We start from the raw sequence: 23,322 nt of genomic DNA on the forward strand, positions 1-23,322 counted from the left end.
CACGGGCGCACAGGGCAATAAATACTCGCTCATAAAAAAGGGAGCTCCTTGAGAGCTCCCTTTTTGCGTTGCGTCGAACAATCAGTCGAACACACCGAAGGTCATGTAGCTGAACCACGAGCGGTCCTGGTTATCGCCCAGGGCTTGTGGCTCTTCTTCTTCGAGCACATCGCCGTTCTCGTCGTGTGGCTTGAGCTCCGAAGGAATGGCGTCCTTGGCGTCCTGGTACATCTTGATCACGTCCTGGTTGGCGCGGGTTTCACCCGGCGGCAGCGGTGGACGGGACTCGATCAGGCCCAGGGTGTACTTGCTCAGCCACGAACGGTTGTCCGCTTCGGCAACCTGAGGCACGAACTGGCCGTCTTTCAGGCTCGGGTGGTCAGGGTAGTTGAGCTTCAGGGTTTCCAGGCTGGTGGTCGCCAGGGTGTCCAGGTGCAGGCGCTGGTAAGCCTCGGTCATCACGGCCAGGCCGTCGCCCACGGATGGGGTTTCCTGGAAGTTTTCCACCACGTAGCGGCCACGGTTGGCGGCGGCCACATAAGCCTGACGGGTCAGGTAGTAGTGGGCCACGTGGATCTCGTACGAAGCCAGCAGGTTGCGCAGGTAGATCATGCGCTGCTTGGCGTCCGGCGCGTAGCGGCTGTTGGGGTAGCGGCTGGTCAGCTGGGCGAACTCGTTATAGGAGTCGCGGGCAGCACCCGGGTCACGCTTGGTCATGTCCAGCGGCAGGAAGCGCGCCAGCAGGCCAACATCCTGGTCGAACGAGGTCAGGCCCTTCATGTAGTAGGCGTAGTCCACGTTCGGATGCTGCGGGTGCAGGCGGATGAAACGCTCGGCAGCGGACTTGGCAGCTTCCGGCTCGGCGTTCTTGTAGTTGGCGTAGATCAGCTCAAGCTGGGCCTGGTCGGCATAGCGGCCGAACGGGTAACGCGACTCCAATGCCTTCAGCTTCGCTGTGGCGCTGGTGAAGCTATTATTGTCCAAGTCTGTCTGAGCTTGCTGGTACAGCTCGACTTCGCTCAGGTTTTCGTCGACGACGTCCTTTGTTGACGAGCAAGCAGCAGTCATGGCGAGGATGGCGATCAGCAGCAGGTGTTTCACTTGCATGGCGGCTTGCGTCCCTATGACGGCCGCTGTCTTGGGCGGGGCCGTCCTGTTATGATGAGCGCCCCGTTGAAAGCCTCGGGGCAAAAGACGCCGTATTTAACCACAAGCGCGCAGCCGAAACCAAAGGCTACGCCACGCCTAGTCTGAGCATGTCCGATAAAATTGAACTTCGCGCAGAGGTGCCGTCCGAATTGGGCGGCCAACGCCTCGATCAAGTCGCCGCACAATTATTCGCTGAGCACTCGCGCTCGCGCCTTTCCGCCTGGATCAAAGACGGCCGCCTGACTGTGGATGGAGCGGTTATCCGCCCGCGAGACATAGTCCATGGCGGTGCGATTCTTGAGCTGACTGCCGAGCAGGAAGCCCAGGGAGAATGGGTCGCCCAGGACATCGAGCTGGATATCGTCTATGAAGACGACGACATCCTGGTCATCAACAAACCCGCGGGCCTGGTGGTTCACCCGGCCGCTGGGCACGCTGATGGCACCTTGCTCAATGCCCTGTTGCACCACGTGCCGGACATCATCAATGTGCCGCGTTGCGGCATCGTGCACCGTCTGGACAAGGACACCACCGGCCTTATGGTGGTGGCCAAGACCATTCAGGCGCAGACGCAACTGGTTACGCAATTGCAGAGCCGTAGCGTCAGCCGCATCTATGAGTGCATTGTGATCGGCGTCGTTGTGGCCGGTGGCAAAATCAACGCGCCCATTGGTCGTCACGGCCAGCAGCGCCAGCGTATGGCGGTGATGGAGGGCGGCAAGCAGGCCGTCAGCCACTACCGTGTGCTGGAGCGTTTCCGCTCCCACACCCATGTGCGGGTCAAGCTGGAAACCGGGCGTACCCACCAGATTCGCGTGCACATGGCGCACATCAACTTTCCGTTGGTCGGCGACCCAGCCTACGGTGGCCGCTTCCGTATTCCGCCGGCGGCCAGCCAGACCATGGTTGAGTCGCTCAAGACGTTCCCGCGCCAGGCACTGCATGCACGCTTCCTGGAACTGGATCATCCGACGAGCGGTAAGCGCATGAGCTGGGAATCGCCACTGCCAGACGATCTGGTCTGGCTGCTTTCGCTGCTCAAGCAGGATCGCGAGGCGTTTGTCGGATGAATGACTGGCTGATACCTGACTGGCCCGCGCCGGCTCGGGTAAAAGCCTGCGTCACCACCCGTGCGGGCGGCGTCAGTCTGGCGCCGTTCGACAGCCTCAACCTGGGCGATCATGTCGAGGATAGCCTTGAGGCCGTCCTTGAAAATCGCCGTCGCCTGAGTGACGCCTTCGATATCCAGCCTGCCTGGCTGCGCCAAGTCCACGGCACGCGCGTGGTTGAGGCCGATCCGGGCCGTACTGTCGAGGCCGATGGCAGTTGGACCAGCACTCCTGGCATCGCCTGTACATCCATGACCGCCGATTGCTTGCCGGCGCTGTTCTGTAATCGAGCGGGCACCCGAGTTGCCGCAGCCCATGCAGGCTGGCGTGGCTTGGCGGCTGGGGTGCTGGAGGCCGCGTTCGAACGCCTGGATACCGCCCCTGAAGAGGTTCTGGTCTGGCTCGGCCCTGCCATTGGCCCACAAGCCTTTGAGGTCGGCCCGGAGGTGCGTGAAGTGTTCATGCAGCAACTGCCGGCCACCGCCCAAGCCTTTGTTCCCAGCCACAACCCTGGCAAGTTCATGGCCGACATCTACCAGCTGGCGCGCCTGCGCCTGGCAGCGCGTGGTGTCACCGCTGTGTATGGTGGCGGTTTGTGCACTGTGACCGACCCGCGTTTCTTTTCTTATCGCCGCAGCCCGCGCACGGGCCGATTCGCCTCCCTTATCTGGCTTGAACGCTAGACTGTCCTGACCTGTATCAACCGTCCGCCGCTTGAAACGCCCAGAATCCACCCCATCTATAAGGGTATCTGGCAGGTTTCTTCATTCAGGATGTGTTTGTTCATAGCTCCGGCCTGCTCAAAAGGAAGGTGACTAATGCGTATTGATCGTTTAACCAGCAAATTGCAGTTGGCCTTGTCTGACTCTCAATCCTTGGCGGTGGGCCTCGACCACCCGGCCATCGAACCTGCGCACTTGATGCAGGCGCTCCTGGAACAGCAAGGTGGTTCTATCAAACCCTTGCTGATGCAGGTGGGCTTTGACGTCAACAGCCTGCGCAAGGAGTTGAGCAAAGAGCTCGACCAACTGCCGAAAATCCAGAACCCCACCGGGGACGTGAATATGTCCCAGGATCTGGCGCGCCTGCTCAACCAGGCCGACCGCCTGGCCCAGCAGAAAGGTGACCAGTTCATCTCCAGCGAACTGGTGCTGCTCGCCGCCATGGACGACAACAGCAAACTCGGCAAATTGTTGCTGGGCCAGGGCGTAAGCAAGAAAGCCCTGGAAAACGCCATCAACAACCTGCGTGGCGGCGAGGCGGTGAACGACCCTAACCATGAGGAGTCGCGCCAGGCCCTGGACAAATACACCGTCGACCTGACCAAGCGTGCCGAAGAAGGCAAGCTCGACCCGGTGATCGGCCGTGACGACGAAATTCGTCGCACCATCCAGGTGTTGCAACGTCGCACCAAGAACAACCCGGTGCTGATCGGTGAACCTGGCGTGGGTAAAACCGCGATTGCCGAAGGCCTGGCCCAGCGCATCATTAATGGCGAGGTGCCGGATGGCCTCAAAGGCAAGCGCCTGCTGTCTCTGGACATGGGCTCGCTGATTGCCGGTGCCAAGTTCCGGGGTGAGTTCGAAGAACGCCTCAAATCCTTGCTTAACGAATTGTCGAAGCAGGAAGGGCAGATCATTCTGTTTATCGACGAATTGCACACCATGGTCGGCGCCGGTAAGGGCGAAGGTTCCATGGACGCCGGCAATATGCTCAAGCCCGCCTTGGCGCGGGGTGAGTTGCACTGCGTCGGTGCGACCACGCTCAACGAATACCGTCAGTACATCGAAAAGGACGCGGCCCTTGAGCGTCGCTTCCAGAAAGTACTGGTGGAAGAACCGAGCGAAGAAGACACCATCGCGATCCTGCGTGGCCTGAAAGAGCGCTATGAGGTTCACCATAAGGTGGCGATCACCGACGGTGCGATCATTGCGGCGGCCAAGTTGAGCCACCGCTATATCACTGATCGTCAGTTGCCGGACAAGGCTATCGACCTGATCGACGAAGCGGCCAGCCGCATCCGCATGGAGATCGACTCCAAGCCGGAAGTGCTGGATCGTTTGGATCGACGCCTGATTCAACTGAAAGTCGAATCCCAGGCGCTGAAGAAAGAAGAAGACGAAGCGGCCAAGAAACGCCTGGAAAAACTCCAGGAAGAAATCGTCCGCCTGGAACGTGAGTATTCGGACCTCGAAGAAATCTGGACCTCGGAAAAAGCCGAAGTACAGGGCTCGGCGCAGATCCAGCAAAAAATCGAGCAGTCCCGCCAGGAACTGGAAGCCGCGCGCCGTAAAGGCGACCTGAACCGCATGGCCGAGTTGCAGTACGGGGTGATCCCGGACCTGGAGCGCAGCCTGCAGATGGTCGACCAGCACGGCAAGCCTGAAAACCAGTTGCTGCGTAGCAAGGTGACCGAGGAGGAAATTGCCGAAGTGGTCTCCAAGTGGACCGGTATTCCGGTGTCGAAGATGCTCGAAGGCGAGCGCGACAAGTTGCTGAAGATGGAAAGCCTGTTGCATCAGCGCGTCATCGGCCAGGAAGAGGCAGTGGTGGCGGTGTCCAACGCGGTACGGCGTTCCCGGGCAGGCTTGTCCGACCCTAACCGTCCAAGCGGCTCGTTCATGTTCCTGGGCCCGACCGGTGTGGGTAAGACCGAGTTGTGCAAGGCGTTGGCCGAGTTCCTCTTTGATACGGAAGAGGCCATGGTGCGGATCGATATGTCTGAATTCATGGAGAAACACTCGGTGGCTCGCCTGATCGGTGCTCCACCAGGCTATGTGGGCTATGAAGAGGGCGGTTATCTGACCGAAGCCGTGCGGCGCAAGCCTTACTCGGTGATCCTGCTGGATGAGGTCGAGAAGGCGCACCCGGATGTGTTCAACATCTTGCTGCAGGTGCTGGAGGATGGTCGCTTGACGGACAGCCACGGGCGTACGGTGGACTTTCGCAATACGGTGATCGTGATGACTTCCAACCTGGGCTCGGCACAGATCCAGGAATTGGTGGGTGATCGTGAAGCCCAGCGTGCGGCGGTGATGGACGCGTTGACCACGCACTTCCGTCCGGAATTCATCAACCGGGTCGATGAAGTGGTGATCTTCGAGCCTCTGGCGCGGGATCAGATCGCGGGCATCACCGAGATCCAGTTGGGCCGCCTGCGTAGCCGCCTGGCTGAGCGCGAGCTGGACCTTGAGCTGAGCGGCGAAGCGTTGGACAAGCTGATCGCGGTCGGTTACGACCCGGTGTATGGCGCACGGCCGCTTAAACGTGCGATCCAGCGCTGGATCGAGAACCCGCTGGCGCAGTTGATCCTGTCGGGCAGCTTTATGCCTGGTACTCGCGTCACGGCGACGGTGAAAGACGACGAAATCGTCTTCCATTAAGCCCAGCGCTTGGCGTAAACAAAGAAGGCCCCGCATCGCGGGGCCTTTTTTTTCGATAGGGCGTTGAACTGTAAGGCAAAGGCTTGTAAAGTGCGCCCCGCAGCAACGTCAGCCCACGGGTTTCTTCTCCCCAAGAAGAAATCAGAAAGAAGCGCAAATCATTGTCTTAAAAGCAATTTAAAGGGTTGACAGGGGTTTTTAAGATTGTAGAATAGCGCGCCTCAGAGACGCTAACGTAGCGATACGGACAGGGTCGAAGAGGAAGCAACGCAGCAGTAACTTTGAAATATGTAGTTCCGTGATAGCTCAGTCGGTAGAGCAAATGACTGTTAATCATTGGGTCCCAGGTTCGAGTCCTGGTCACGGAGCCAATTTCAAACCGGGGTATAGCGCAGTCCGGTAGCGCGCCTGCTTTGGGAGCAGGATGTCGGGAGTTCGAATCCCCCTACCCCGACCATATTTGGGTCGTTAGCTCAGTTGGTAGAGCAGTTGGCTTTTAACCAATTGGTCGTAGGTTCGAATCCCACACGACCCACCATTTTTGAGACCAGTTCAGGCTGGAATCGAATCTTAAGATCAGAGGCCAAAAGCGCTGATCGAAGAAGGCGACTGAAAGGTCGCCTTTTTATTACCGGGGTATAGCGCAGTCCGGTAGCGCGCCTGCTTTGGGAGCAGGATGTCGGGAGTTCGAATCCCCCTACCCCGACCATATTAAAAATCCTCGTATCGAAAGATACGGGGATTTTTTTTGCCTGTTGTAGGAGCGAGCTTGCTCGCGAAAGACGTCAACGATAACGCGGGCTTTCTAAGTGAACGCGTCGCCTGTGAGTTTTTCGCGAGCAAGCTCGCTCCTACAAGGGGCAAGATTCGCTTAACTTGCCCCCCCCACAGGTGTTATGCGTTGTTAATGCAATTTAAGGCGTGGCTCGGTGCCGCGGCCGATCTTGCTGCCCAGCATCAGCATCGCTGTGCGGAAGAACCCATACAGCGCCATCTGGTGCATGCGGTACAGCGACACGTAGAACATCCGCGCCAGCCAGCCTTCCAGCATCACACTGCCCGTCAAATTGCCCATCAGGTTACCCACCGCGGAAAAGCGCGACAGCGAGATCAGCGAGCCGTAGTCGGTGTACTTGTAGGTCGGCAGCTCCTTGCCTTCAATCCGCAGCTTCAGCGATTTGGCCAGCAATGACGCCTGTTGGTGAGCCGCTTGGGCCCGTGGCGGTACATTGCGGTCGGTGCCCGGCTGCGGGCAGGCGGCGCAATCACCAAAGGCGAAGATGTTTTCGTCGCGGGTGGTTTGCAGGGTTTGCAGGACTTGCAACTGGTTGATGCGGTTGGTTTCCAGGCCGTCGATGTCCTTGAGGAAGCCAGGTGCGCGAATACCGGCCGCCCAGACCTTGAGGCTAGCCGGGATCACCTGGCCGCTGCTGGTGATCAGGGCGTCGGCGGTTACTTCACTGACCGCCGAGTTGGTCAGTACTGTCACCCCTAGTTTCTCCAGGGTCTTATGCACTGGCCCACCGATCCGCTCCGGCAGGGCAGGCAGTACACGCGGGCCGGCTTCGATCAGGGTGATGTGCATGTTTTCTGGCTTGATACGGTCCAGGCCATAAGCCGCCAGTTCATGGGCGGCGTTATGCAGCTCGGCGGCCAGCTCGACACCGGTGGCACCGGCGCCGACGATGGCGACGCTGATCTGTTCAACGGCGTCGGTTTGGCCTGCATGGGCGCGCAGGTAGTGGTTGAGCAGTTGCTGGTGGAAGCGCTCGGCCTGCTTGCGGGTGTCGAGGAACAGGCAATGTTGCGCCGCGCCCTCGGTGCCGAAGTCGTTGGTGGTGCTGCCTACCGCAATCACCAGGCTGTCATAGCCCAGCACGCGGGCGGGTACCAGTTCGCGGCCTTCTTCGTCGAGGGTGGCGGCCAGCTGGATCTTCTTCTGTTCACGGTCAAGCCCGCTCATACGGCCCAGCTGGAACTCGAAGTGGTTCCATTTGGCTTGGGCGACGTAGTTGAGTTCGTCTTCCGAGGAATTCAGCGAGCCGGCAGCCACTTCGTGCAGCAACGGCTTCCAGATGTGGGTCAGGTTGGTGTCGACCAGCGTGATGCTGGCCTTGCCGCGCTTGCCCAGGGTCTTACCCAGGCGGGTAGCCAACTCCAGGCCGCCGGCACCGCCGCCGACGATAATAATACGATGGGTCATGGGGATATCTCGCAAGGCTAAAAGAAATCGGAGCAGTTACCCTCGCGAGCGCCAGGCGGCTCATAGCGTCAGGTAACTCAATAGGCGGCTCAGCGCACCGAGCCCGATCACCACTACCAGCACCACGCAGAGGAGCAGCCACGGCCGGAAAGGCTTGCGCTCGACTCTGTGCTGGGAGAGTTGCAGGTACTCTTCGACACGCTCTTGGTCATCGGGTTTCAGGCGGCTGGTCATAAAGGCCTCGTCAGGTAGACGTTGCAAAGGGGCGCCACGTTACAGCCAGGGGCATCACAGGCTGATGCCGACATCAAACACTATGCTGCGGCCCAGGTTGTTGCGCAAGAAGTCCGGCGCGTCGGGATGTGCGAACAGGACCCGCGCGAATGTCGGCCCCACCAGCGATAGCGAGCGCCAGCCCTGGCGCAGGTATTCGGTCGGCGGCGGAAAATGGCTGTTGAGGTCCAGCACTTCGCGCTTGAGGCTGGTAAACGCGATAAGGTCCAACTCCCCCAGGTCCATGCCGCGTTCTTTGTAGTTGTGAGCTTTTTTACGCAGTGTGGGGGCCAGGCGCAGCAGAAACTCATGGGCGGGGATACGCCGTGGCTTGGCTTCGCGCCGTACCAGTTGGCTCAAGGAGAAAGCACTGCGCCTGCGCAGCAACTCATCGCGCCATTCGTCGTTCAGGCGGCGGCCCTCGTCCAGCACAAAAAAGACCTCGAAGCTGGCGTCGCGAAACAGCACGTCGGGCGGCTCCTGGCCTGCTGCGTGGAATTCTTCGACACGGTAGGGCACGTTCAAGCCTTGCAGCAGGCGCTGGCAGACCCAACGCTCACGCTCCCACTTGCGGGCATTGGACAGGAATGCGTTGGCTTGTTCGGCTGCTACGGTGAGCAGGCGCAAATAATCTGAGTCATCCATAGTCGCAGCTTAGCGTTCAAATGATGACCACAGGAAGTCTTGCCTTAAAACGCGGGTGTAGAATGCTCACGTGAAACAGGCCCAGGGACGAGGTATGTGATGAGTTTTTTGGTAAAGGCAGAGCGTCCGTGATCAGTGCAGCGGTTTTGGCACCCCAGACCCTCGGTATCGGCTGGCTGGTGTATGCGCCCGTGGTGATATGGGCGATCCTGCGCTCGCCCTGGGTGGAGCTGTTTGCCGACCGGCGGCGCCAGCATTTGCTCTTCGGCACGGTGTTCGCACTGTTCATGCTGTGGCTGGTGCGGCGGGATTTCGATACCGGCGTGTCCTATCACTTCATCGGCATGACCGCCGTGACCTTGCTGCTCGATTGGCCGCTGGCTATCGTCGGTGGTTTTGCCGCCCAGCTTGGCTTGATGCTGTTGGGGCGCCAGGACCTGGCCGCGCTTGGCGTCAATGGCCTGCTCCTGATCGTGCTGCCGGTGCTGGTCACCGAAGGGTGCGCGCTGTTGGTAGAGCGGGCGCAGCCGCGAAACCCCTTTGTGTATATCTTCTGTTCGGGCTTTTTTGCTGCCGCACTGTCGGCATTGCTGTGCCTGTTGGCCGGCCTGGGCCTGCTGTGGTTCGACGGCCTTTTTGCAATGCCGCAATGGCTGGAGGACTTTGTCGGTTACCTGTGGCTGATCATCTTTCCCGAAGCCTTTATCAACGGCATGGTCATCAGCGCGCTGGTGGTGTTTTGCCCGGAATGGCTGGAGACCTTCAACCGCACCCGCTACCTCTCGGCGCCCTGGAAGGACGACGATTCGCGGCGTTGATCCAGGTCAAATGCCAGGCAGCGGCGCAGGTCCATGCTCTGCAAAATTTTCAGGAGCACGAATCATGAGTGTGTATGAATGGGCACGGCAGGAGTTGCGCAGAAGCCAGGATGCAGCGCAGGAAATCGGGTTTGACCCCGGCTTGACCTTGCGCGCCATGCTCAGCGCAGTGGTGCAGCAAAGCAAGGGTGTACGCAGCTTTGAAGACCTGGCCGACGAGTTGCAATACCTTGCAGAAAACCTCGACGACCAGCAGGAATATGCCTTTATGCGGCCTTAGTGGCGCGGCGACAGGTCTTCGGAAAACAGTTCGTCTTCGGCGTCAGGGGCGACGGGAATCTTGTGTTCTTCAGCGGCCCAGGCACCCAGGTCGATGAGTTTGCAACGGTCCGAGCAGAACGGCCGGTTGAGGTTGGTCGCTTTCCATTCCACGGGGGCGCCGCAGGTTGGGCAGTCGACGGTCAAGGGTTGGCTCATGATCGGCCTCCACGCAAAGTAAGGTAAAAGTGGTGCAGTCGCTCGACCTCGCCGTGCAGCCAGGCCAGGTCCTTATCGTTGACCAGCACGTCATCGGCATGGTTCAGGCGGTCTTCGCGGCTGGACTGGGCCTTGAGAATTGCCTGCACCTGTTGTTCGCTGATGCCGTCGCGCTGCAGGGTACGCTGAATCTGCAGCGATTGCGGCACGTCGATCACCAGGATGCGCTGGGTCATGCTGTACTGCCCGGACTCGATCAGTAGCGGTGACACCAGGATCGCGTAGGGCGACTGTGCGCGTGCCAGGTGGCTGCGAATTTCCTCGGCGATCAGCGGGTGCAGCAAGGCTTCCAGCCACAGGCGCTCTTGTGGGACCTCAAAAATCAGTTTGCGCAGCGCGGCACGGTCCAGTTGGCCGTCGGCTTGCAGCACGCTGGCGCCGAAATGTTCGGCAATGCGCGCCAGCGCCGGGCGGCCAGGCTCGACCACCCAGCGCGCGGCGTGATCGGCGTCCACCAGGTCGATGCCCAGCTTGATAAAGTGCTCGGCCGCAGCGCTTTTGCCGCTGCCAATGCCGCCCGTGAGCCCAAGAATCCAGGGTGTTGCAACAGAAGTGGTCATCTGAAACCGACAGACTGCAAATAGAAGTCGGTTATTTGACCACCCCAGAGCAATGCAATCCAGCCGGCAATTGCCAGGCAGGGGCCAAATGGCATTGGCGCTGACGCCTGGGCCTTGCGAAAACGCAGCAGGATCAGCCCAACAAACACGCCCAGCAGCGAGGCCATCAGCAGGGTCATCGGCAGAATCTGCCAGCCGCCCCAGGCTCCCAGCAAGGCCAGTAACTTGAAGTCGCCATGGCCCATGCCGTCTTTGCCGGTGGCCAGCTTGAACAGCCAGAACAGGCTCCACAAGCTCATGTAGCCGATGACCGTGCCCCACACCGCATCGGGCAGTGGCGTCAGCAGGTCAGCGCTGTTGAGGACCAGGCCCAGCCATAGCAGCGGCAGCACCAGCACATCCGGCAGCAGTTGGTGGTCCAGATCAATCAGGCTCATGCCCAGCAAGCCACAACTCAGCAGCATCACCGCGCCGGCTTGCCAGCTAAAGCCGAAGTGCCAGGCGACTGCGGCGCAGATCAGCGCGCACGCCAGTTCGGTGAGGGGATAGCGCAGGCTGATGGGCTCGCGGCAGTGGGCACAACGCCCCCGGAGCAGCAGGTAGCTGAGCACCGGGATATTTTCCCAAGGCCGAATCGGTTGATTGCAGTGCGGGCAGCATGAGTTGGGGCGCATCAGGTTATAGGCCGGCCCACCGGGCTCGGCTGGCAAGTCGAGAATCTCATGGGCCTGGGCACGCCACTCCCGCTCGAGCATTTTGGGCAGGCGCCACACCAGCACATTGAGGAAGCTGCCGACGATCAGGCCCAACACCAGCGCCATGCCAACAAATGCCCAGGGATGCTCGCTCAGCAGCAGGCTCAAAACGCCGTCCCCAATTGAAATACCGGCAAGTACATGGCGACTACCAGCGCGCCGACAATCCCCCCCAATACGACCATAATCAGCGGCTCCATCAGGCTGGTGAGGTTGTCGACCAAGGTATCCACGTCTGACTCGTAGTGGTTCGCGACTTTTTCCAGCATGCGGTCCAGGGTGCCGGACTCCTCCCCGATTGCGGTCATCTGGATTGCCATGCCTGGGAACAGGCCGCTGTTATGCATTGATTGATTCAACTGCATGCCTGTGGATACATCGTGGCGCATACGTTCGATTGCCTGTTTGAAGGGGCCATGACCGACGGCGCCAGCCACCGAACCCAATGCCTGTACCAGAGGAACGCCCGCCGCAAAGGTGGTGGAAAGCGTGCGGGCGTAGCGAGCAACGGCAGATTTGTGCAGCAGTTTGCCTGCCACGGGCACTTTCAACAAACCTGCTGCCCACCAATGGCGAAACCCCGGGTAATTACGGTAGGCGTGGCGCCCCGCAACCAGCGCCGCGCCCACACCCAGCCCCAGCATCCACCACGCCTGTTGCAGCAGTTCCGACAGCGCGATGACCCCCAGGGTAAACCCCGGCAATTGGCCGTTGACCCCGGCGAACAAGTTCTGGAATTGCGGCACCACATGGATCAACAGCACTGTGCTCACCCCTGTGGCAATTACCAGTACCGCGATAGGGTAGGTCATGGCTTTCTTGATCCTGGTTTTGAGCCGTTGGCTTTTTTCCAGATGAATCGCCACGCGCTCCAGCAGGGTTTCCAGGGCACCGGCCATTTCGCCAGCCGCCACCAGATTGCAGTACAGCTCATCGAAGTAGCGGGGATATTGACGCAGGGCAGCAACCAACGGGTGGCCGCTGGCAATGTGCTGTTTCAACGCCTTCACCAGTTCGCGCAGTTGTGGGTTTTCGACGCCTTCACTGATGATGTCGAAGGCTTGCAGCAGCGGGATGCCGGCCTTGAGCAAAGTGGCCAACTGGCGAGTGAACAGGGCGATATCTGCAGGCGTTATTCGCGTCTTGAAGGTCGGCAGTGCACAAGATTTTTTGCGCACACGCTCGGGGCAGATCCCTTTCTGGCGCAGTTGTACCTTGATCAGCGCAAGGTTATGGCCGGCGATTTGCCCGGAGACCCGGCGCCCTTTGCGGTTGATGCCCTCCCAGGCATAGATTGTTGGAGTGTCGTTCATGTGAGGTTGGCGCACCCAGGTCGTGAAGAATTTATAGCTTAGTCAGGTTGCGGAGTCGGGCAGGCTGGCGCTGGGCGATAAAATGTCAGATTGTGCGTCTTGCAGGCGATGGACTGCGTGGGGATGAGTACACTGGCGCCGTTGCACACTACGGGGCGCAGGACGCGCCTTGTCATGGTTCTATTCTGGAGAGTGAAAGAGATGCGTCAAAAAGGTTTTACCTTGATCGAGTTGTTGATCGTCGTGGCAATCATCGGCATTTTGGCCACCATCGGCCTGCCTATGTACACCAAGCACCAGGCCAAGGCCAAGTTCACCGCGGGGTTGGCTGAAATCAGCGCGTTAAAGGCCGGCTACGAGGACGCTATCAATCAGGGCGAAGTGCCGAAGCTGCCGCTGATCGGTGGAACCAGCCCTACCGCCAACTGCACTATCGAAGTGACAGGCGATGTAGCCTCGGGCGCAGGTACTATCCGTTGTGAAATCCTCGATGCGCCCGCGCCCGTGCTCGGCAAGACCATCACCCTGACCCGCAGCGCCACCAGCGGCTGGAGCTGTGCCACCACGGTAGAGCCTCAGTATGCTGCCAAGGGTTGCGGCGCCAACGGCGCGTGACAGTCGCCGGGCGGTGAGCGAGCAAGTTGCTGCATGCCCAATGCAGTGCTAGCTTTAGCCCACCGCCCGTGTAGCTCAGCCGGTAGAGCAGCGCACTCGTAACGCGAAGGTCGCAGGTTCGATTCCTGTCTCGGGCACCACAGGCACCACTGTTTCAACGGCAATGTTTTCAGATGATCCCAGAATGGTTCTGAAGGCCAGGTGAGCCGGGCATTTGCGCCCGCTCTTTTGTATCTGCGCAACCTTGAAGACCCAGATGCATTCCCATTCCTCGATCTAAGAGAACGACATGACCACGACTGAAATGACCCAGGACGCTCGGCACGAACAAGCGCTCAAGCACTACCTTGAGGACACGCCGCAGCTAAAAGAAGAGATCAAGGACCTGAGTGCCGATGATCAGCGCGACCAGATTCAGTGGGCATTCGAGGACGAGGCCGAGAGCCAGAACCTCCAGCCTTGGGAGCTGACCCTCAAGTACACCACGACCCCTGAAGAGTTCGAAGCTGCACGGTTGGCCTTGCACAAAGAGGCGGCCGAGGTGCTGGGTGTCGAATGGGACGAGTACTGCGAGATGAATAACCTTGTAGTTTAAAAGCAGCCTGTAGGAGCGAGCTTGCTCGCGAAAAACTCAAGGCCACCGCGTGCCCCCAGAGGTACGCGTTATCGTTAGGGTTTTTCGCGAGCAAGCTCGCTCCTACAGTTACGGCATCTTCAGATACTGAGGCGCATCGACAGGTCCACCGCCTTCACATCCTTGGTCATCGCCCCGATGGAAATGTAGTCCACGCCGGTTTCAGCGATAGGCAGCAAGGTGGTTTCATTGATCCCGCCGCTGGCTTCCAGCTTGGCCTTGCCGGCGTTCAGGCGCACGGCTTCGCGCATGTCGTCCAGGCTCAGTTCATCCAGCATGATGATGTCGGCACCCGCCGCCAGGGCTTCGCGCAATTCCTCCAGGCTTTCCACTTCGATTTCCACCGGCTTGCCCGGGGCGATCTTGTGGGCGGCCGTAATCGCTTGAGCGATACCACCGCAGGCGGCGATGTGGTTTTCCTTGATCAGGAACGCGTCATACAGCCCGATGCGGTGGTTGTGGCAACCGCCGCAGGTTACCGCGTACTTCTGCGCCAAACGCAGACCTGGGAGTGTCTTGCGGGTGTCCAGCAGTTTGACCTGGGTGCTCGCGACAAAGTCCGCCAGGAACTGCGCTCGGGTGGCTACACCTGACAGCATCTGCAAAAAATTCAGCGCACTGCGTTCACCCGTGAGCAGCGAGCGTGCCGGGCCTTCAAGGTGGAACAGCGCCTGATTGGGGCTGACGCGTTCACCGTCAGCTACCTGCCAATGCACGGCGACCCGTGGGTCCAGTTGGCGAAATACCGCATCCACCCAGGCCGTACCGGCAATCACGGCCGCTTCACGGGTAATGATCGTGGCCTTGGCCAGCCGTTCGGCCGGGATCAACTGCGCGGTGATGTCACCACTGCCGATGTCTTCCAGCAGTGCGCGGCGCACGTTGGCTTCGATTTCGGCGGTGAGGTCGGCAAGACGGAGGTTCGGCATAACAGGCTCCACAAACAAAGTGCCTCGATTATAGGGCCAGCGTGCGTTCTAACCCAGGCTCGCCACTCATTTACCGCACAAAGTCAGAGTGTGCTGGCGCAACTGCCCTCGTTTGCAAGATAATCTCGCGCCTTGCAATTGGCGTCATAGCTTTGACGTCTTGGTGGTAACCGGGATATTTGCAGGGCCTGCCGGGCCTGCTCCGGTCTTTCCACCTCTCAAAACCGCCGTTTCAGGAGGCCAGGATGCACAATGACGGGAAGGTGGTGCCTATCAACAGGGCACAGGCCACGCCATCGCCGCTCGCGCGCCTGCCGGTGGTGTTGCTGCAGGTGCGTGACAAGGCTGCGCAACAGCTGCAGCAGGGTTTGCAGGAACTGTTCGATAACGCCGACGACACCCTGTTTGAAATGGCCGAAAAGGCCCGTAGCACCGTCGACCATCATATTTTTTTCGAGGCCATGCGCGACCTGCGCCTCAAGCGCAAGAACTTCGAACGCGTGTTCATGGAGCAGCTGTTCGTGGCGTTCGCCAACCTGGGGCAGGCTCGGTGCAGCGGGGCACACCTGGTGCCGCTGGTGTCTTATGAGGCGCTACCCGGCACCAGCGCCGATGACGTGGAAAAAGCCGTGGCCCTGGAGGCGATGCTCGGTCGGGTGCGCCACCGTGATGGCTTGGCGCTGGGGCAATTGAACGCGCGCTTGAGTGAACTGCTTGGCAGGCGCCTGGATGATCCTGAAAACCCCTTGGGCCCGGCGCGGCTGTGCGAGTTTTTCCTGCAAGCAGGGCGCAGCCTCGGGGTGGAGATCCGCGTCAAGCTGGTCATGCTCAAGCTGTTTGAGAAGTACGTGCTCAGTGACGCCGACCTGTTGTATGGCGAGGCCAACCAATTGCTGATCGCCACTGGCGTATTGCCGGAACTCAAAGCGGTCCCATCCCGTCGAGCCGGCGGGCGTGCGGCCCGGGAGCACCAGGACTGTACCGGCCAAGCGGTGGCCGACCCGCCGCTGGATAAAAGCGGCCAGCAAGCGTTCAGCGCCTTGCAGACGTTGCTGGTAGCGGTGCGTGGCAGCGTGGCCCCGACCCTTGAAGCCAGCGCGGAGCCGCAACCCATTGCCACTCGCGATCTGCTGCGGCTGCTGTCGCATTTGCAGCAATATGTACCAGAGCCGGAGAACGAGGACGATTTTGACCTGCGCAGCCAGCTGGAGCAGTTGCTCACTCGGGTCAGCGTCAAGAGTGGCAAGTCGCGAGTTTTAGAAGAAGCAGACGAGGATGTGATCAATCTGGTGGCCATGCTGTTCGAGTTCATGCACGATGACAGCAGTGTGCCGGACGCTTTCAAGGCGCTGATCGCTCGCTTGCAGATCCCGCTGCTGAAAGTGGCGGTGCTGGACAAGAGCCTGTTCAGTTGCGCGCAGCATCCGGCGCGGCGCTTGCTCAATGACATCGCGAGCGCCGTCATCGGCTGGAGCCCGCCCCATGAACCCCCACGGGACAACCTCTATCTGTGTATCGAGCAACTCGTGCAGCGTTTGCTGAATGAGTTCGTCGAAGACCCGACGATTTTCTCCCAACTGCTCACCACCTTCAGCGCATTTACAGCCCAAGAGCGCACGCGCAGTGAACGCCTTGAGCGACATACCCGTGACGCCGAGCAAGAGCGCCTGCATACCCAGGTGGCGCGCGTGCTCAATCGGCGGCTCGTGGGCAAAACCTTGCCGGCATCGGTGCTGCAATTTGTGCAGCAAGCCTGGAGCCAGGTGCTGTTAGTGGCCGTTCTCAAGCACGGCGAACAATCGCTGCAATGGCAGACGGCGCTGCGTACCCTGGATGAATTGCTCTGGAGCGTGGGCCTGCGTGAAGACACCGAAGCCGGCCGGCGTTTGCTGGAGCAATTACCCGGGCTGCTCAAAGCATTGCGTGACGGGTTGGCCGGTGCGGCGTTTGATCCTTTCAGTACCCGCGAGTTTTTCCTGCGGTTGCAGGCTCTGCATGTTCAGCCGCTCGACGGCGAGGTGCTGGTCGAAGTCCGCGAGCCTTTTACCCTGGACGCTGGCCCGCCGGCCGCCGACGAATCAATGCCCCCTGACGACCCCGACCGGCTCAAGGTCCAGCAGTTGCGAGTCGGTGTCTGGGTAGCGTTGCAGCAACATGAAGCCGGTACCCTGCGCTGCAAGTTGACCGCAATCATGCCGCCCGCCGATACCTATATTTTTGTCAGCCGAGGGGGCCTCAAGGTGCTGGAGAAAAACGCGTGCCAGTTAGCCCTGGCGTTCAAGCAGGGCGTCCTGCACGCCTTGGACGATGGCCCGCTGTTCGAACGTGCGCTGGCCGCCGTGGTGGGCGACCTGCGGCAACTCAATCGCGGCAAGTGATCGCAACCGCAGGGTGGAACGCGGCATACTGGTCACACCTCGTCTCACTCAAGGAGCCTGTATGCAGTTGGACCCCGCCAGCGGTTGGTGCCAGGGCATTCGTCATTGCCCTTCGCCCAACTTCAACGAGCGCCCTGAAGGCGAAATCTCGCTGTTGGTGGTGCATAACATCAGTTTGCCTCCGGCGCAGTTCAAGACCGGCAAGGTGCAGGAGTTTTTCCAGAACCGCCTGGATATTTCAGAGCATCCCTACTTTGAAGGGATAGCCAGCCTACGGGTGTCTGCGCATTTTCTGATTGAGCGTGACGGCACTGTGACGCAATTTGTTTCGTGCCGCGACCGGGCCTGGCATGCCGGTGTTTCCGTTTTTGACGGGCGCGAGGTGTGCAACGATTTTTCCCTGGGAGTCGAGCTGGAAGGTACGGACGACCTGCCGTTCACCGATGCCCAGTATGCGGCGCTGATCGACCTGACCCGCCAGTTGCTCAAGGCTTACCCGAAGATCACCCACCAACGTATTTGTGGTCACAGCGACATCGCACCGGGGCGCAAGACCGACCCGGGCCCCGCTTTTGATTGGACGCGCTTTCGCAGCGCCCTGCAGGATGGAGGACACGAACGATGAGTTTCCTGGTGTTGGTGCTGGCGGTATGGATCGAGAAGTTCTCAGCCTTGCGCCTGCGGTTGCAGCGTGACGGCGGATGGCTGCGTGAGCTGGCCAAGCTGGAATCGAGCCCGCGCATGGGCAAGCGGCCCTGGCTGATCCTGCTGGTATTGGTGCTGCTGCCGGTGGCATTGCTGGCGTTGCTGTTGCTGGTGCTGGAACCAGTGGCCTATGGCCTGTTGGCATTGCCGGTGCATTTGCTGGTGGTGATCTATAGCCTGGGCCGTGGCGACCTATTGGCAGGGTTGGGGCCGTTTCGCGATGCCTGGCGGCGCGGTGACCTGCAAGCGGCCGAGCATGTGGCCGAGCGCGACCTGAATATTGGCGCTGACAGTGGCGAGCAACTGCTGGAGCGTGTCCAGGGCTACCTGCTGTGGCAGGCATATCAAAGTTTTTTTGCGGTGATTTTCTGGTATTTCCTGCTGGGCCCGGTGGCCGCCCTGGCCTACCGCCTGTTGGCACTGGCCAGCGAAAACAGCCAGAACCCCTTGGTGGTCGAGCGCGCCACGCAACTGCGCCACGCGTTTGACTGGTTGCCGGTACGCCTGCTGGCGGCCAGCTTTGCCCTGGTGGGCAATTTCGTCGGGGTCAGCCGGGTGATGCTCCACGAACTGCTGAGCTGGGACATCAGCGCGGCACAGTTGGTGGAAAAAGTCGGCCTGGCCGCTGCGGAAATCCCGCCGCCAGTGGTGGGGGCCGATGGCATTAACAGCCTGGATCGCCTGTGGGAACTGCTGCTGCGCGCGGCGGTGCTGTGGTATGCCGGGTTTGCCATCTGGACGGTACTCCCCTGATGCCAATTTGTAGGAGCGAGCTTGCTCGCGAAAAACGTCAACGATAACGCGTGCTTCCTGAATAAACGCGGCGTCGTTAAGTTTTTCGCGAGCAAGCTCGCTCCTACATGGCGTTAGGGCCTCCAGACACGCCGTTAACCTTACGTTACAAAACTCCCTTTCGAATTGAGCTATACAGATAGAGCGCCAAATAGTGGCTATCTGCCGCCGCCCTGCGCCTCAATAAAAATAAAAGAAGGGGAGGTCACCTGTGAAGAGCTTGCTCTATCCCGCCGTCGCGCTGATGAACCGCCTGAGCTTCGGCATGAAGTTCAGCCTGATCAGCGTGCTGTTCCTGCTGCCGATGCTGGCGACCAACTATTACCTGGTGCGCGATTCGTGGCGTGAATACCAGGGCACCCGCGTCGAACTGCAAAGCCTTGACCTGCTTGGCAGCAGCCTGGCGTTGCGTCGCGAGTTGGAAACCCTCAACAACCAGGTACAGATCAACGCGACCCTCGGCCAGTCTGGCAAAGCGGCAGACCTGGAGACCAAGATCAGTGCCTTGGAAGCCAGTGTAGTGGAGCGCTTGCAGAGCTTGCGCGCCATCGCGACCCAGCCCGAGCACGTTGCCGTCTTCGACAGTAAGCGCGACGAACTGATCGCCGCGTTCAAGGCCCAGCAGCAGGAAACCTCGTTGCTCAACAAAGCGGCTTTGATCAGCAAGTTACTCAACCAGGCCCAGATGTTCAGCCAGATCATCGCCAGCCAAGCCGGCTTGAGCCGTGATCCGCAAAGTGATCTGCGCCAGCTCAGCGACCTGGTCACCACCGTCACCCCTCAAGTCACCCAAGCCTTGGGCGAAGGCCGGGCGATGGGCGCCTACTCCCTGGGGCAGGGCTTTATCAATTCGTCCTCCAGCACCCGTTTTGACGAACTGCTGCAGCAGCTGGAAAAACTCCACGGTGAATACGGCCTGAAGCTGCAGGACGCGTTGGGCGCCAGCCAGGCCGCGCACGCCGCCCTCGACGTCTCGGCGCAAGCCAGCCAGGCGAGCCTCAAGCAAGGCAGTGAGTTTTTCGAAGAGCAGGTGGTGATGGCCGAGACTCTCGATGCGCCTTGGCAGGGCTTTTATGACGGCGTCAGCCAACTGATGGCCAAGACCTATCAATTGGATGACGCCACCCTGGCGTTCCTCGGGCAGCAGTTGCAGCAGCGCCTGGCGCAGAACCGTTTGCATATGGTGTTGCTGGTCACTGCCCTGGCGGCGGTGTTTGCGCTGATTTTCTATCTCTATGCCGGTTTCTTTGTCTCCACCCGCACCACCTTGCGTCGCCTGGGGGCGATGATGGACAAAGTGGCGGCGGGCGACATGACGGTCACCTTCGTTGCCCAGAGCCGTGACGAACTGGGCGACCTGGGCCAGGTGTTCAATGGCACCGTGGCCAAGATTCATGACCTGATCGAGCGCGTTGGGCATACGGTCAGCCAGGTCGAGTTGCAGGCCGGCCAGGTGCAGGCGGTGTCGGCACAGAGTAACCAGGCGGTGTCCGGCCAGCGCAGCCAGATCGAGCAAGTGGCGACGGCGATGAACCAAATGTCCGCCACCGCCCAGGAGGTGGCGCGCAGCGCGGCGGCGGCGGTCAGCAGTGCCCAGAGCGTCAACGATGAAACCGTCAGCGGGCGTGCGCTGGTGCAATCCCAGCAAAGCGGCATCGCACGCCTGGCGGCGGAGATCGACGAATCGGTGCGGGTGATCAACCAGCTGGCTACCGACAGCCAGTCCATCAGTAGCGTTCTGGAAGTGATCAAGAGCATCGCCGAGCAGACCAACCTGCTGGCGCTCAACGCGGCCATCGAAGCGGCGCGCGCCGGTGACCAAGGGCGCGGGTTTGCGGTGGTGGCCGACGAGGTGCGCACCCTGGCTCGGCGCACCCAGCACTCTACCGAGGAAATCGAGCAGATGATCATCCGCTTGCACAGCGGCGTGGGTGCGGCGGTGAAGGCCATGGGTAGCAGCCATGAAATGGCGAATGGCACGGTAGGGCAGTCGGAAAAAGTCCAGCAAGCCCTGGAAAATATCCTGGGGGCGGTTGGGATGATCGTCGATCAGAACCAGCAGATCGCCGCCGCCGTGGAGCAGCAAACGGCGGTCGCCCACGACATCGACCAGAACATTGTCGAAATCAACCGCGCCGGCGAGCATGCAGCGCAAGGCGCGCAGCACACGGAAGCGGCCAGTCGGCAACTGGCAACCCAGGTGGTTGAGTTGAAGCAATTGATTGGCGCGTTTCGGGTGTAGGGCGGTTCTGAAGGACAGAGCGGCGGGCCATGTGGCTTATGTCCTGATTTACCAATGCGTGTTTTATCGGGGCGTGAATAGGTGAAAATTTATTTCATCCGTCACGGTCACGAGGGGACAAAACGATGGCCGCCGCAATCGGTATCAAAGGGCATTGCGCCCAATGCAACATGACGTTTGAGCTCAAGCCCTGGCAACTGAACGCCATTGCCATTGAGGTGCCGTTTGACTGTACGTATTGCCACTGCGGTTTGCAGTTGGAGTGCGTCAAGCAGTTGCGCCAGTTCAAGGCCCTGGACCACTGGGCGCTGGTACGCCCGAGCATGATCATGCTGACGTGCGCGACCTTGCTGGTGGCCTTGGTCGCTGAATGGTTGGGGCTGCTCAGTGTGATCGGGCAGTTGAACATTTCGCTGGTCGCCGTGCTGATCCATTTGCTGGTGGTGCGCTATGCCCGACATCGACAGACAATGACCTTGAAGTTGCAGGTCATCAGCCCGCTACCAGTTGAACAGCTCGCACGCATTGCGTGTGCTCGCCTCAGCCAGCAATAAAGGGCTGATACCCATGCGCTCGGCCAGGGCCGTGCAGATCTGCGGCAGGTGCTGTGGGCTATTGCGCTGGTTGGGGTACATGGCCGGGGCCATATCCGGCGAGTCGGTTTCCAGCACCACGGCATCAAGTGGTAACTGCGCCAGTACCCTGTGCATGCGCAGCGCCTGGGGCCAGGTGGCAGCGCCGCCCAGGCCCAGTTTGAACCCGAGCTTGATGTACTCGCGTGCCTCTTCAACGCTGCCGGCGAACGCATGGATGATGCCGCCTCTGGGCACGCGGATGCGCTTGAGGGTGGCAATCACGGCGGCGTGGCTGCGGCGAACGTGGAGCAAGGCCGGCAGTTGGAAATCCACCGCGAGTTTCAGTTGGGCTTCAAACAGCGGTTGCTGGCGCTGGTGGTCCAACTGTTCCAGAAAGTAATCCAGGCCAATTTCGCCCACGGCGCACAGTTGCCGGTGGCCGTGCAGGCGCGTCAACCAGTCGCCCAGTTCCAGCAGGTCGGCAGGGCGATGCTCATCGAGATACACCGGGTGCAAGCCGAAGGCGGCGAACAAGCCTTCGTCCTGCTGCACCAAGTCCCACAGCCGCTGCCAATTCCTCTGGTACACCCCCAGCACCACCAGGCGCCGCACGCCGAGTTCACGGCTGTGGGCGAGGACGTGCGAGCGATCCTGGTCGAAGTCCTCGAAGTCCAGGTGCGTGTGGGTGTCGATCAGCTCCACGCTCAGGCCCCGTGAATACGCTGCTTGAAGGTCCGGCCAATCGCATGCACCCCGGGTTGGTACTGTTCTTCTTCAATGGCAGCCAGGGCCAGGCGCAGGGCGGTCTCGGCAATCAACTGATGTTGCTGGGCCATGGCGTTGACCGGCAGCGGCAGGAAATCCAGCAACTGGGTATCGCCGAAGGTGCCCAGGCGTAGGGGGCGCGACTTGAGGGGGAAGTCATGCAGCGCGTCGAACACGCCTTGCAGCAGTACGTAGGAGGTGGTCACCAGCGCGTCCGGCAGATGCCCCAGGCGTTGCAGCAGTTGCTCCATCAGCTCTCTGCCGCAGTCACGACTGAAGGCTTCGCCCTGTTCGATGATCACGTCGCCCGTAAAGCCTTGCAGCGCATCACGGAAACCGGCGGTACGTGCCTGGCTGATGCTCAGCTCGGGCCGCGCGCCAATCAGTGCAATCTGTTTGGGCAGCGGTTGCAGCAAGCTGCTGGTGAGTTGCTGGCAGGCCTGGTGGTCGTCGCTGACCACGGAACAGAACTGGTTCGGCTCCATCTCTCGGTCGATGGCAATCACCGGCAGCCCCTTGGCCTGCAACTCGCGATAGCTGTCATCGCTGGCCGGCAGGCAACTGGCGACGAACAACGCATCGCAACGCCTGGCACGGAACAGTTGCAGCAGTTGGCGTTCGCTGTCCGCTTCGTCATCGGAGCTGGCAATCAACAGCTGATAGCCCCGCGCCCGTGCACCTTGTTCCAGCAGTTTGGCGATGCGTGCGTAGCTGGGGTTTTCCAGGTCTGGCAGGATAAACCCCAAGGTGCGTGTATGCCGGCTGCGCAGCCCGGCGGCTTGAGGGTTGGGGGTAAAACCATGGGCCTGGACCACGGCACGCACACGCTCAACGGTTGCGTTGCTGATGCGCTGCTGTTCGGCCTTGCCATTGATGACATAGCTGGCGGTGGTAACGGACACACCGGCCAGACGTGCGATATCACTGAGTTTCAAACCGGGA

General features: G+C 60.4%; 23 protein-coding genes and 5 tRNA genes. 17 read left to right on the forward strand and 11 right to left on the reverse strand.

Annotated features, from left to right (window positions below):
- Positions 1-81: 81 nt before the first annotated feature.
- Positions 82-1,107 carry an outer membrane protein assembly factor BamD gene (locus tag HU731_RS19950; protein ID WP_044270805.1) on the reverse strand — a complete coding sequence of 342 codons (1,026 nt, stop codon included), beginning with the start codon at positions 1,105-1,107 and terminating at the stop codon, positions 82-84.
- A gap of 149 nt (positions 1,108-1,256) precedes the next feature.
- Between HU731_RS19950 and rluD the strand changes: the two genes are divergently transcribed.
- The 7 genes from rluD (at position 1,257) to HU731_RS19985 (ending at position 6,350) form a co-directional block, all read left to right on the forward strand.
- Positions 1,257-2,219 carry a 23S rRNA pseudouridine(1911/1915/1917) synthase RluD gene (gene rluD / locus HU731_RS19955; RefSeq protein WP_003188422.1) on the forward strand — a complete coding sequence of 321 codons (963 nt, stop codon included), beginning with the start codon at positions 1,257-1,259 and terminating at the stop codon, positions 2,217-2,219.
- A complete protein-coding gene (pgeF, locus tag HU731_RS19960) occupies positions 2,216-2,941 on the forward strand; it encodes a peptidoglycan editing factor PgeF (RefSeq protein ID WP_186608211.1) in 726 nt (241 codons plus the stop codon). Before rluD ends, pgeF begins: the two co-directional genes overlap by 4 nt.
- A 135-nt stretch (positions 2,942-3,076) precedes the next feature.
- A complete protein-coding gene (gene clpB, locus HU731_RS19965) occupies positions 3,077-5,641 on the forward strand; it encodes an ATP-dependent chaperone ClpB (protein WP_003188426.1) in 2,565 nt (854 codons plus the stop codon).
- A gap of 295 nt (positions 5,642-5,936) precedes the next feature.
- Positions 5,937-6,012: transfer RNA gene (locus tag HU731_RS19970), tRNA-Asn, on the forward strand.
- A 9-nt stretch (positions 6,013-6,021) separates the two neighbouring features.
- Positions 6,022-6,098, forward strand: a tRNA-Pro gene (locus HU731_RS19975).
- A 5-nt stretch (positions 6,099-6,103) separates the two neighbouring features.
- Positions 6,104-6,179, forward strand: a tRNA-Lys gene (locus HU731_RS19980).
- 94 nt (positions 6,180-6,273) lie between these two features.
- Positions 6,274-6,350, forward strand: a tRNA-Pro gene (locus HU731_RS19985).
- Positions 6,351-6,545: 195 nt separating this feature from the next.
- Here the strand turns inward: HU731_RS19985 and HU731_RS19990 are convergent.
- Genes HU731_RS19990 through HU731_RS20000 form a run of 3 tightly spaced genes read right to left on the reverse strand, consistent with a single transcriptional unit; the run spans position 6,546 to position 8,762 of the window.
- Positions 6,546-7,844, reverse strand: a complete 1,299-nt coding sequence (locus tag HU731_RS19990) for an NAD(P)/FAD-dependent oxidoreductase (protein WP_014716868.1) — start codon at positions 7,842-7,844, stop codon at positions 6,546-6,548.
- Between the two features lie 60 nt (positions 7,845-7,904).
- On the reverse strand, positions 7,905-8,078 hold the full coding sequence (locus HU731_RS19995) for a DUF3094 family protein (protein ID WP_186608210.1): 174 nt from the start codon (positions 8,076-8,078) through the stop codon (positions 7,905-7,907).
- Between the two features lie 54 nt (positions 8,079-8,132).
- The gene (locus tag HU731_RS20000) at positions 8,133-8,762 is read right to left on the reverse strand and encodes a DUF1780 domain-containing protein (protein WP_003188431.1); all 630 of its coding nucleotides are present in this window, start codon (positions 8,760-8,762) and stop codon (positions 8,133-8,135) included.
- Positions 8,763-8,890: 128 nt separating this feature from the next.
- Here HU731_RS20000 and HU731_RS20005 point away from each other — a divergent pair, with 128 nt between their 5' ends.
- Together HU731_RS20005 and HU731_RS20010 are read left to right on the forward strand one after the other, a co-directional pair.
- Positions 8,891-9,580 (forward strand): energy-coupling factor ABC transporter permease, encoded by a 690-nt coding sequence (locus HU731_RS20005; RefSeq protein WP_047712565.1) that lies wholly within the window; start codon positions 8,891-8,893, stop codon positions 9,578-9,580.
- Positions 9,581-9,644: 64 nt separating this feature from the next.
- Positions 9,645-9,860: a hypothetical protein gene (locus tag HU731_RS20010; RefSeq protein ID WP_003171680.1), complete on the forward strand. Its 216-nt coding sequence runs from the start codon at positions 9,645-9,647 to the stop codon at positions 9,858-9,860.
- Here HU731_RS20010 and yacG read toward each other — a convergent pair.
- The 4 genes from yacG to HU731_RS20030 are packed head-to-tail and all read right to left on the reverse strand — an operon-like array spanning position 9,857 to position 12,745.
- Positions 9,857-10,057 carry a DNA gyrase inhibitor YacG gene (gene yacG, locus HU731_RS20015; RefSeq protein ID WP_122489563.1) on the reverse strand — a complete coding sequence of 67 codons (201 nt, stop codon included), beginning with the start codon at positions 10,055-10,057 and terminating at the stop codon, positions 9,857-9,859. The two genes, HU731_RS20010 and yacG, sit on opposite strands and share 4 nt — an antisense overlap.
- Positions 10,054-10,677 carry a dephospho-CoA kinase gene (gene coaE, locus HU731_RS20020; protein ID WP_186608209.1) on the reverse strand — a complete coding sequence of 208 codons (624 nt, stop codon included), beginning with the start codon at positions 10,675-10,677 and terminating at the stop codon, positions 10,054-10,056. Before coaE ends, yacG begins: the two co-directional genes overlap by 4 nt.
- Complete coding sequence (locus HU731_RS20025; protein WP_186608208.1) at positions 10,674-11,540, reverse strand: prepilin peptidase; 867 nt, start codon at positions 11,538-11,540, stop codon at positions 10,674-10,676. The genes coaE and HU731_RS20025 overlap by 4 nt, the downstream gene beginning before the upstream one ends.
- Positions 11,537-12,745 carry a type II secretion system F family protein gene (locus tag HU731_RS20030; protein WP_186608207.1) on the reverse strand — a complete coding sequence of 403 codons (1,209 nt, stop codon included), beginning with the start codon at positions 12,743-12,745 and terminating at the stop codon, positions 11,537-11,539. Before HU731_RS20030 ends, HU731_RS20025 begins: the two co-directional genes overlap by 4 nt.
- 201 nt (positions 12,746-12,946) lie before the next feature.
- Here HU731_RS20030 and HU731_RS20035 point away from each other — a divergent pair, with 201 nt between their 5' ends.
- From HU731_RS20035 to HU731_RS20045, 3 genes are all read left to right on the forward strand, one after another.
- Positions 12,947-13,360, forward strand: a complete 414-nt coding sequence (locus HU731_RS20035) for a pilin (RefSeq protein ID WP_186608206.1) — start codon at positions 12,947-12,949, stop codon at positions 13,358-13,360.
- 64 nt (positions 13,361-13,424) lie between these two features.
- Positions 13,425-13,500, forward strand: a tRNA-Thr gene (locus tag HU731_RS20040).
- 149 nt (positions 13,501-13,649) lie between these two features.
- On the forward strand, positions 13,650-13,955 hold the full coding sequence (locus HU731_RS20045) for a DUF6388 family protein (RefSeq protein ID WP_057710775.1): 306 nt from the start codon (positions 13,650-13,652) through the stop codon (positions 13,953-13,955).
- 119 nt (positions 13,956-14,074) lie between these two features.
- On the opposite strand, the gene nadC is transcribed toward HU731_RS20045, so the two are convergent.
- A complete protein-coding gene (gene nadC, locus HU731_RS20050; protein ID WP_047712568.1) occupies positions 14,075-14,923 on the reverse strand; it encodes a carboxylating nicotinate-nucleotide diphosphorylase in 849 nt (282 codons plus the stop codon).
- A 245-nt stretch (positions 14,924-15,168) separates the two neighbouring features.
- Between nadC and HU731_RS20055 the strand changes: the two genes are divergently transcribed.
- The 5 genes from HU731_RS20055 to HU731_RS20075 all read left to right on the forward strand — a co-directional run bounded on the left by HU731_RS20055 (position 15,169) and on the right by HU731_RS20075 (position 21,594).
- On the forward strand, positions 15,169-17,301 hold the full coding sequence (locus HU731_RS20055; RefSeq protein WP_186608205.1) for a DUF1631 domain-containing protein: 2,133 nt from the start codon (positions 15,169-15,171) through the stop codon (positions 17,299-17,301).
- Between the two features lie 61 nt (positions 17,302-17,362).
- Positions 17,363-17,926, forward strand: a complete 564-nt coding sequence (gene ampD / locus HU731_RS20060) for a 1,6-anhydro-N-acetylmuramyl-L-alanine amidase AmpD (protein WP_003188448.1) — start codon at positions 17,363-17,365, stop codon at positions 17,924-17,926.
- A complete protein-coding gene (gene ampE, locus HU731_RS20065; RefSeq protein ID WP_186608204.1) occupies positions 17,923-18,759 on the forward strand; it encodes a regulatory signaling modulator protein AmpE in 837 nt (278 codons plus the stop codon). The genes ampD and ampE overlap by 4 nt, the downstream gene beginning before the upstream one ends.
- A gap of 1,576 nt (positions 18,760-20,335) precedes the next feature.
- Positions 20,336-21,040, forward strand: coding sequence for a methyl-accepting chemotaxis protein (locus tag HU731_RS28990; RefSeq protein WP_407728583.1), 705 nt, complete (start codon positions 20,336-20,338; stop codon positions 21,038-21,040).
- Positions 21,041-21,165: 125 nt separating this feature from the next.
- Positions 21,166-21,594, forward strand: coding sequence for a hypothetical protein (locus HU731_RS20075; protein WP_186608202.1), 429 nt, complete (start codon positions 21,166-21,168; stop codon positions 21,592-21,594).
- On the opposite strand, the gene HU731_RS20080 is transcribed toward HU731_RS20075, so the two are convergent.
- Both HU731_RS20080 and cra read right to left on the reverse strand, forming a co-directional pair.
- Positions 21,541-22,317: a TatD family hydrolase gene (locus HU731_RS20080; protein WP_186608201.1), complete on the reverse strand. Its 777-nt coding sequence runs from the start codon at positions 22,315-22,317 to the stop codon at positions 21,541-21,543. The genes HU731_RS20075 and HU731_RS20080 overlap by 54 nt on opposite strands.
- 2 nt (positions 22,318-22,319) lie before the next feature.
- A complete protein-coding gene (gene cra, locus HU731_RS20085) occupies positions 22,320-23,315 on the reverse strand; it encodes a catabolite repressor/activator (RefSeq protein ID WP_186608200.1) in 996 nt (331 codons plus the stop codon).
- Positions 23,316-23,322 lie beyond the last annotated feature (7 nt).

The organism is Pseudomonas salmasensis (assembly GCF_014268375.2).
GTDB lineage: Bacteria > Pseudomonadota > Gammaproteobacteria > Pseudomonadales > Pseudomonadaceae > Aquipseudomonas > Aquipseudomonas salmasensis.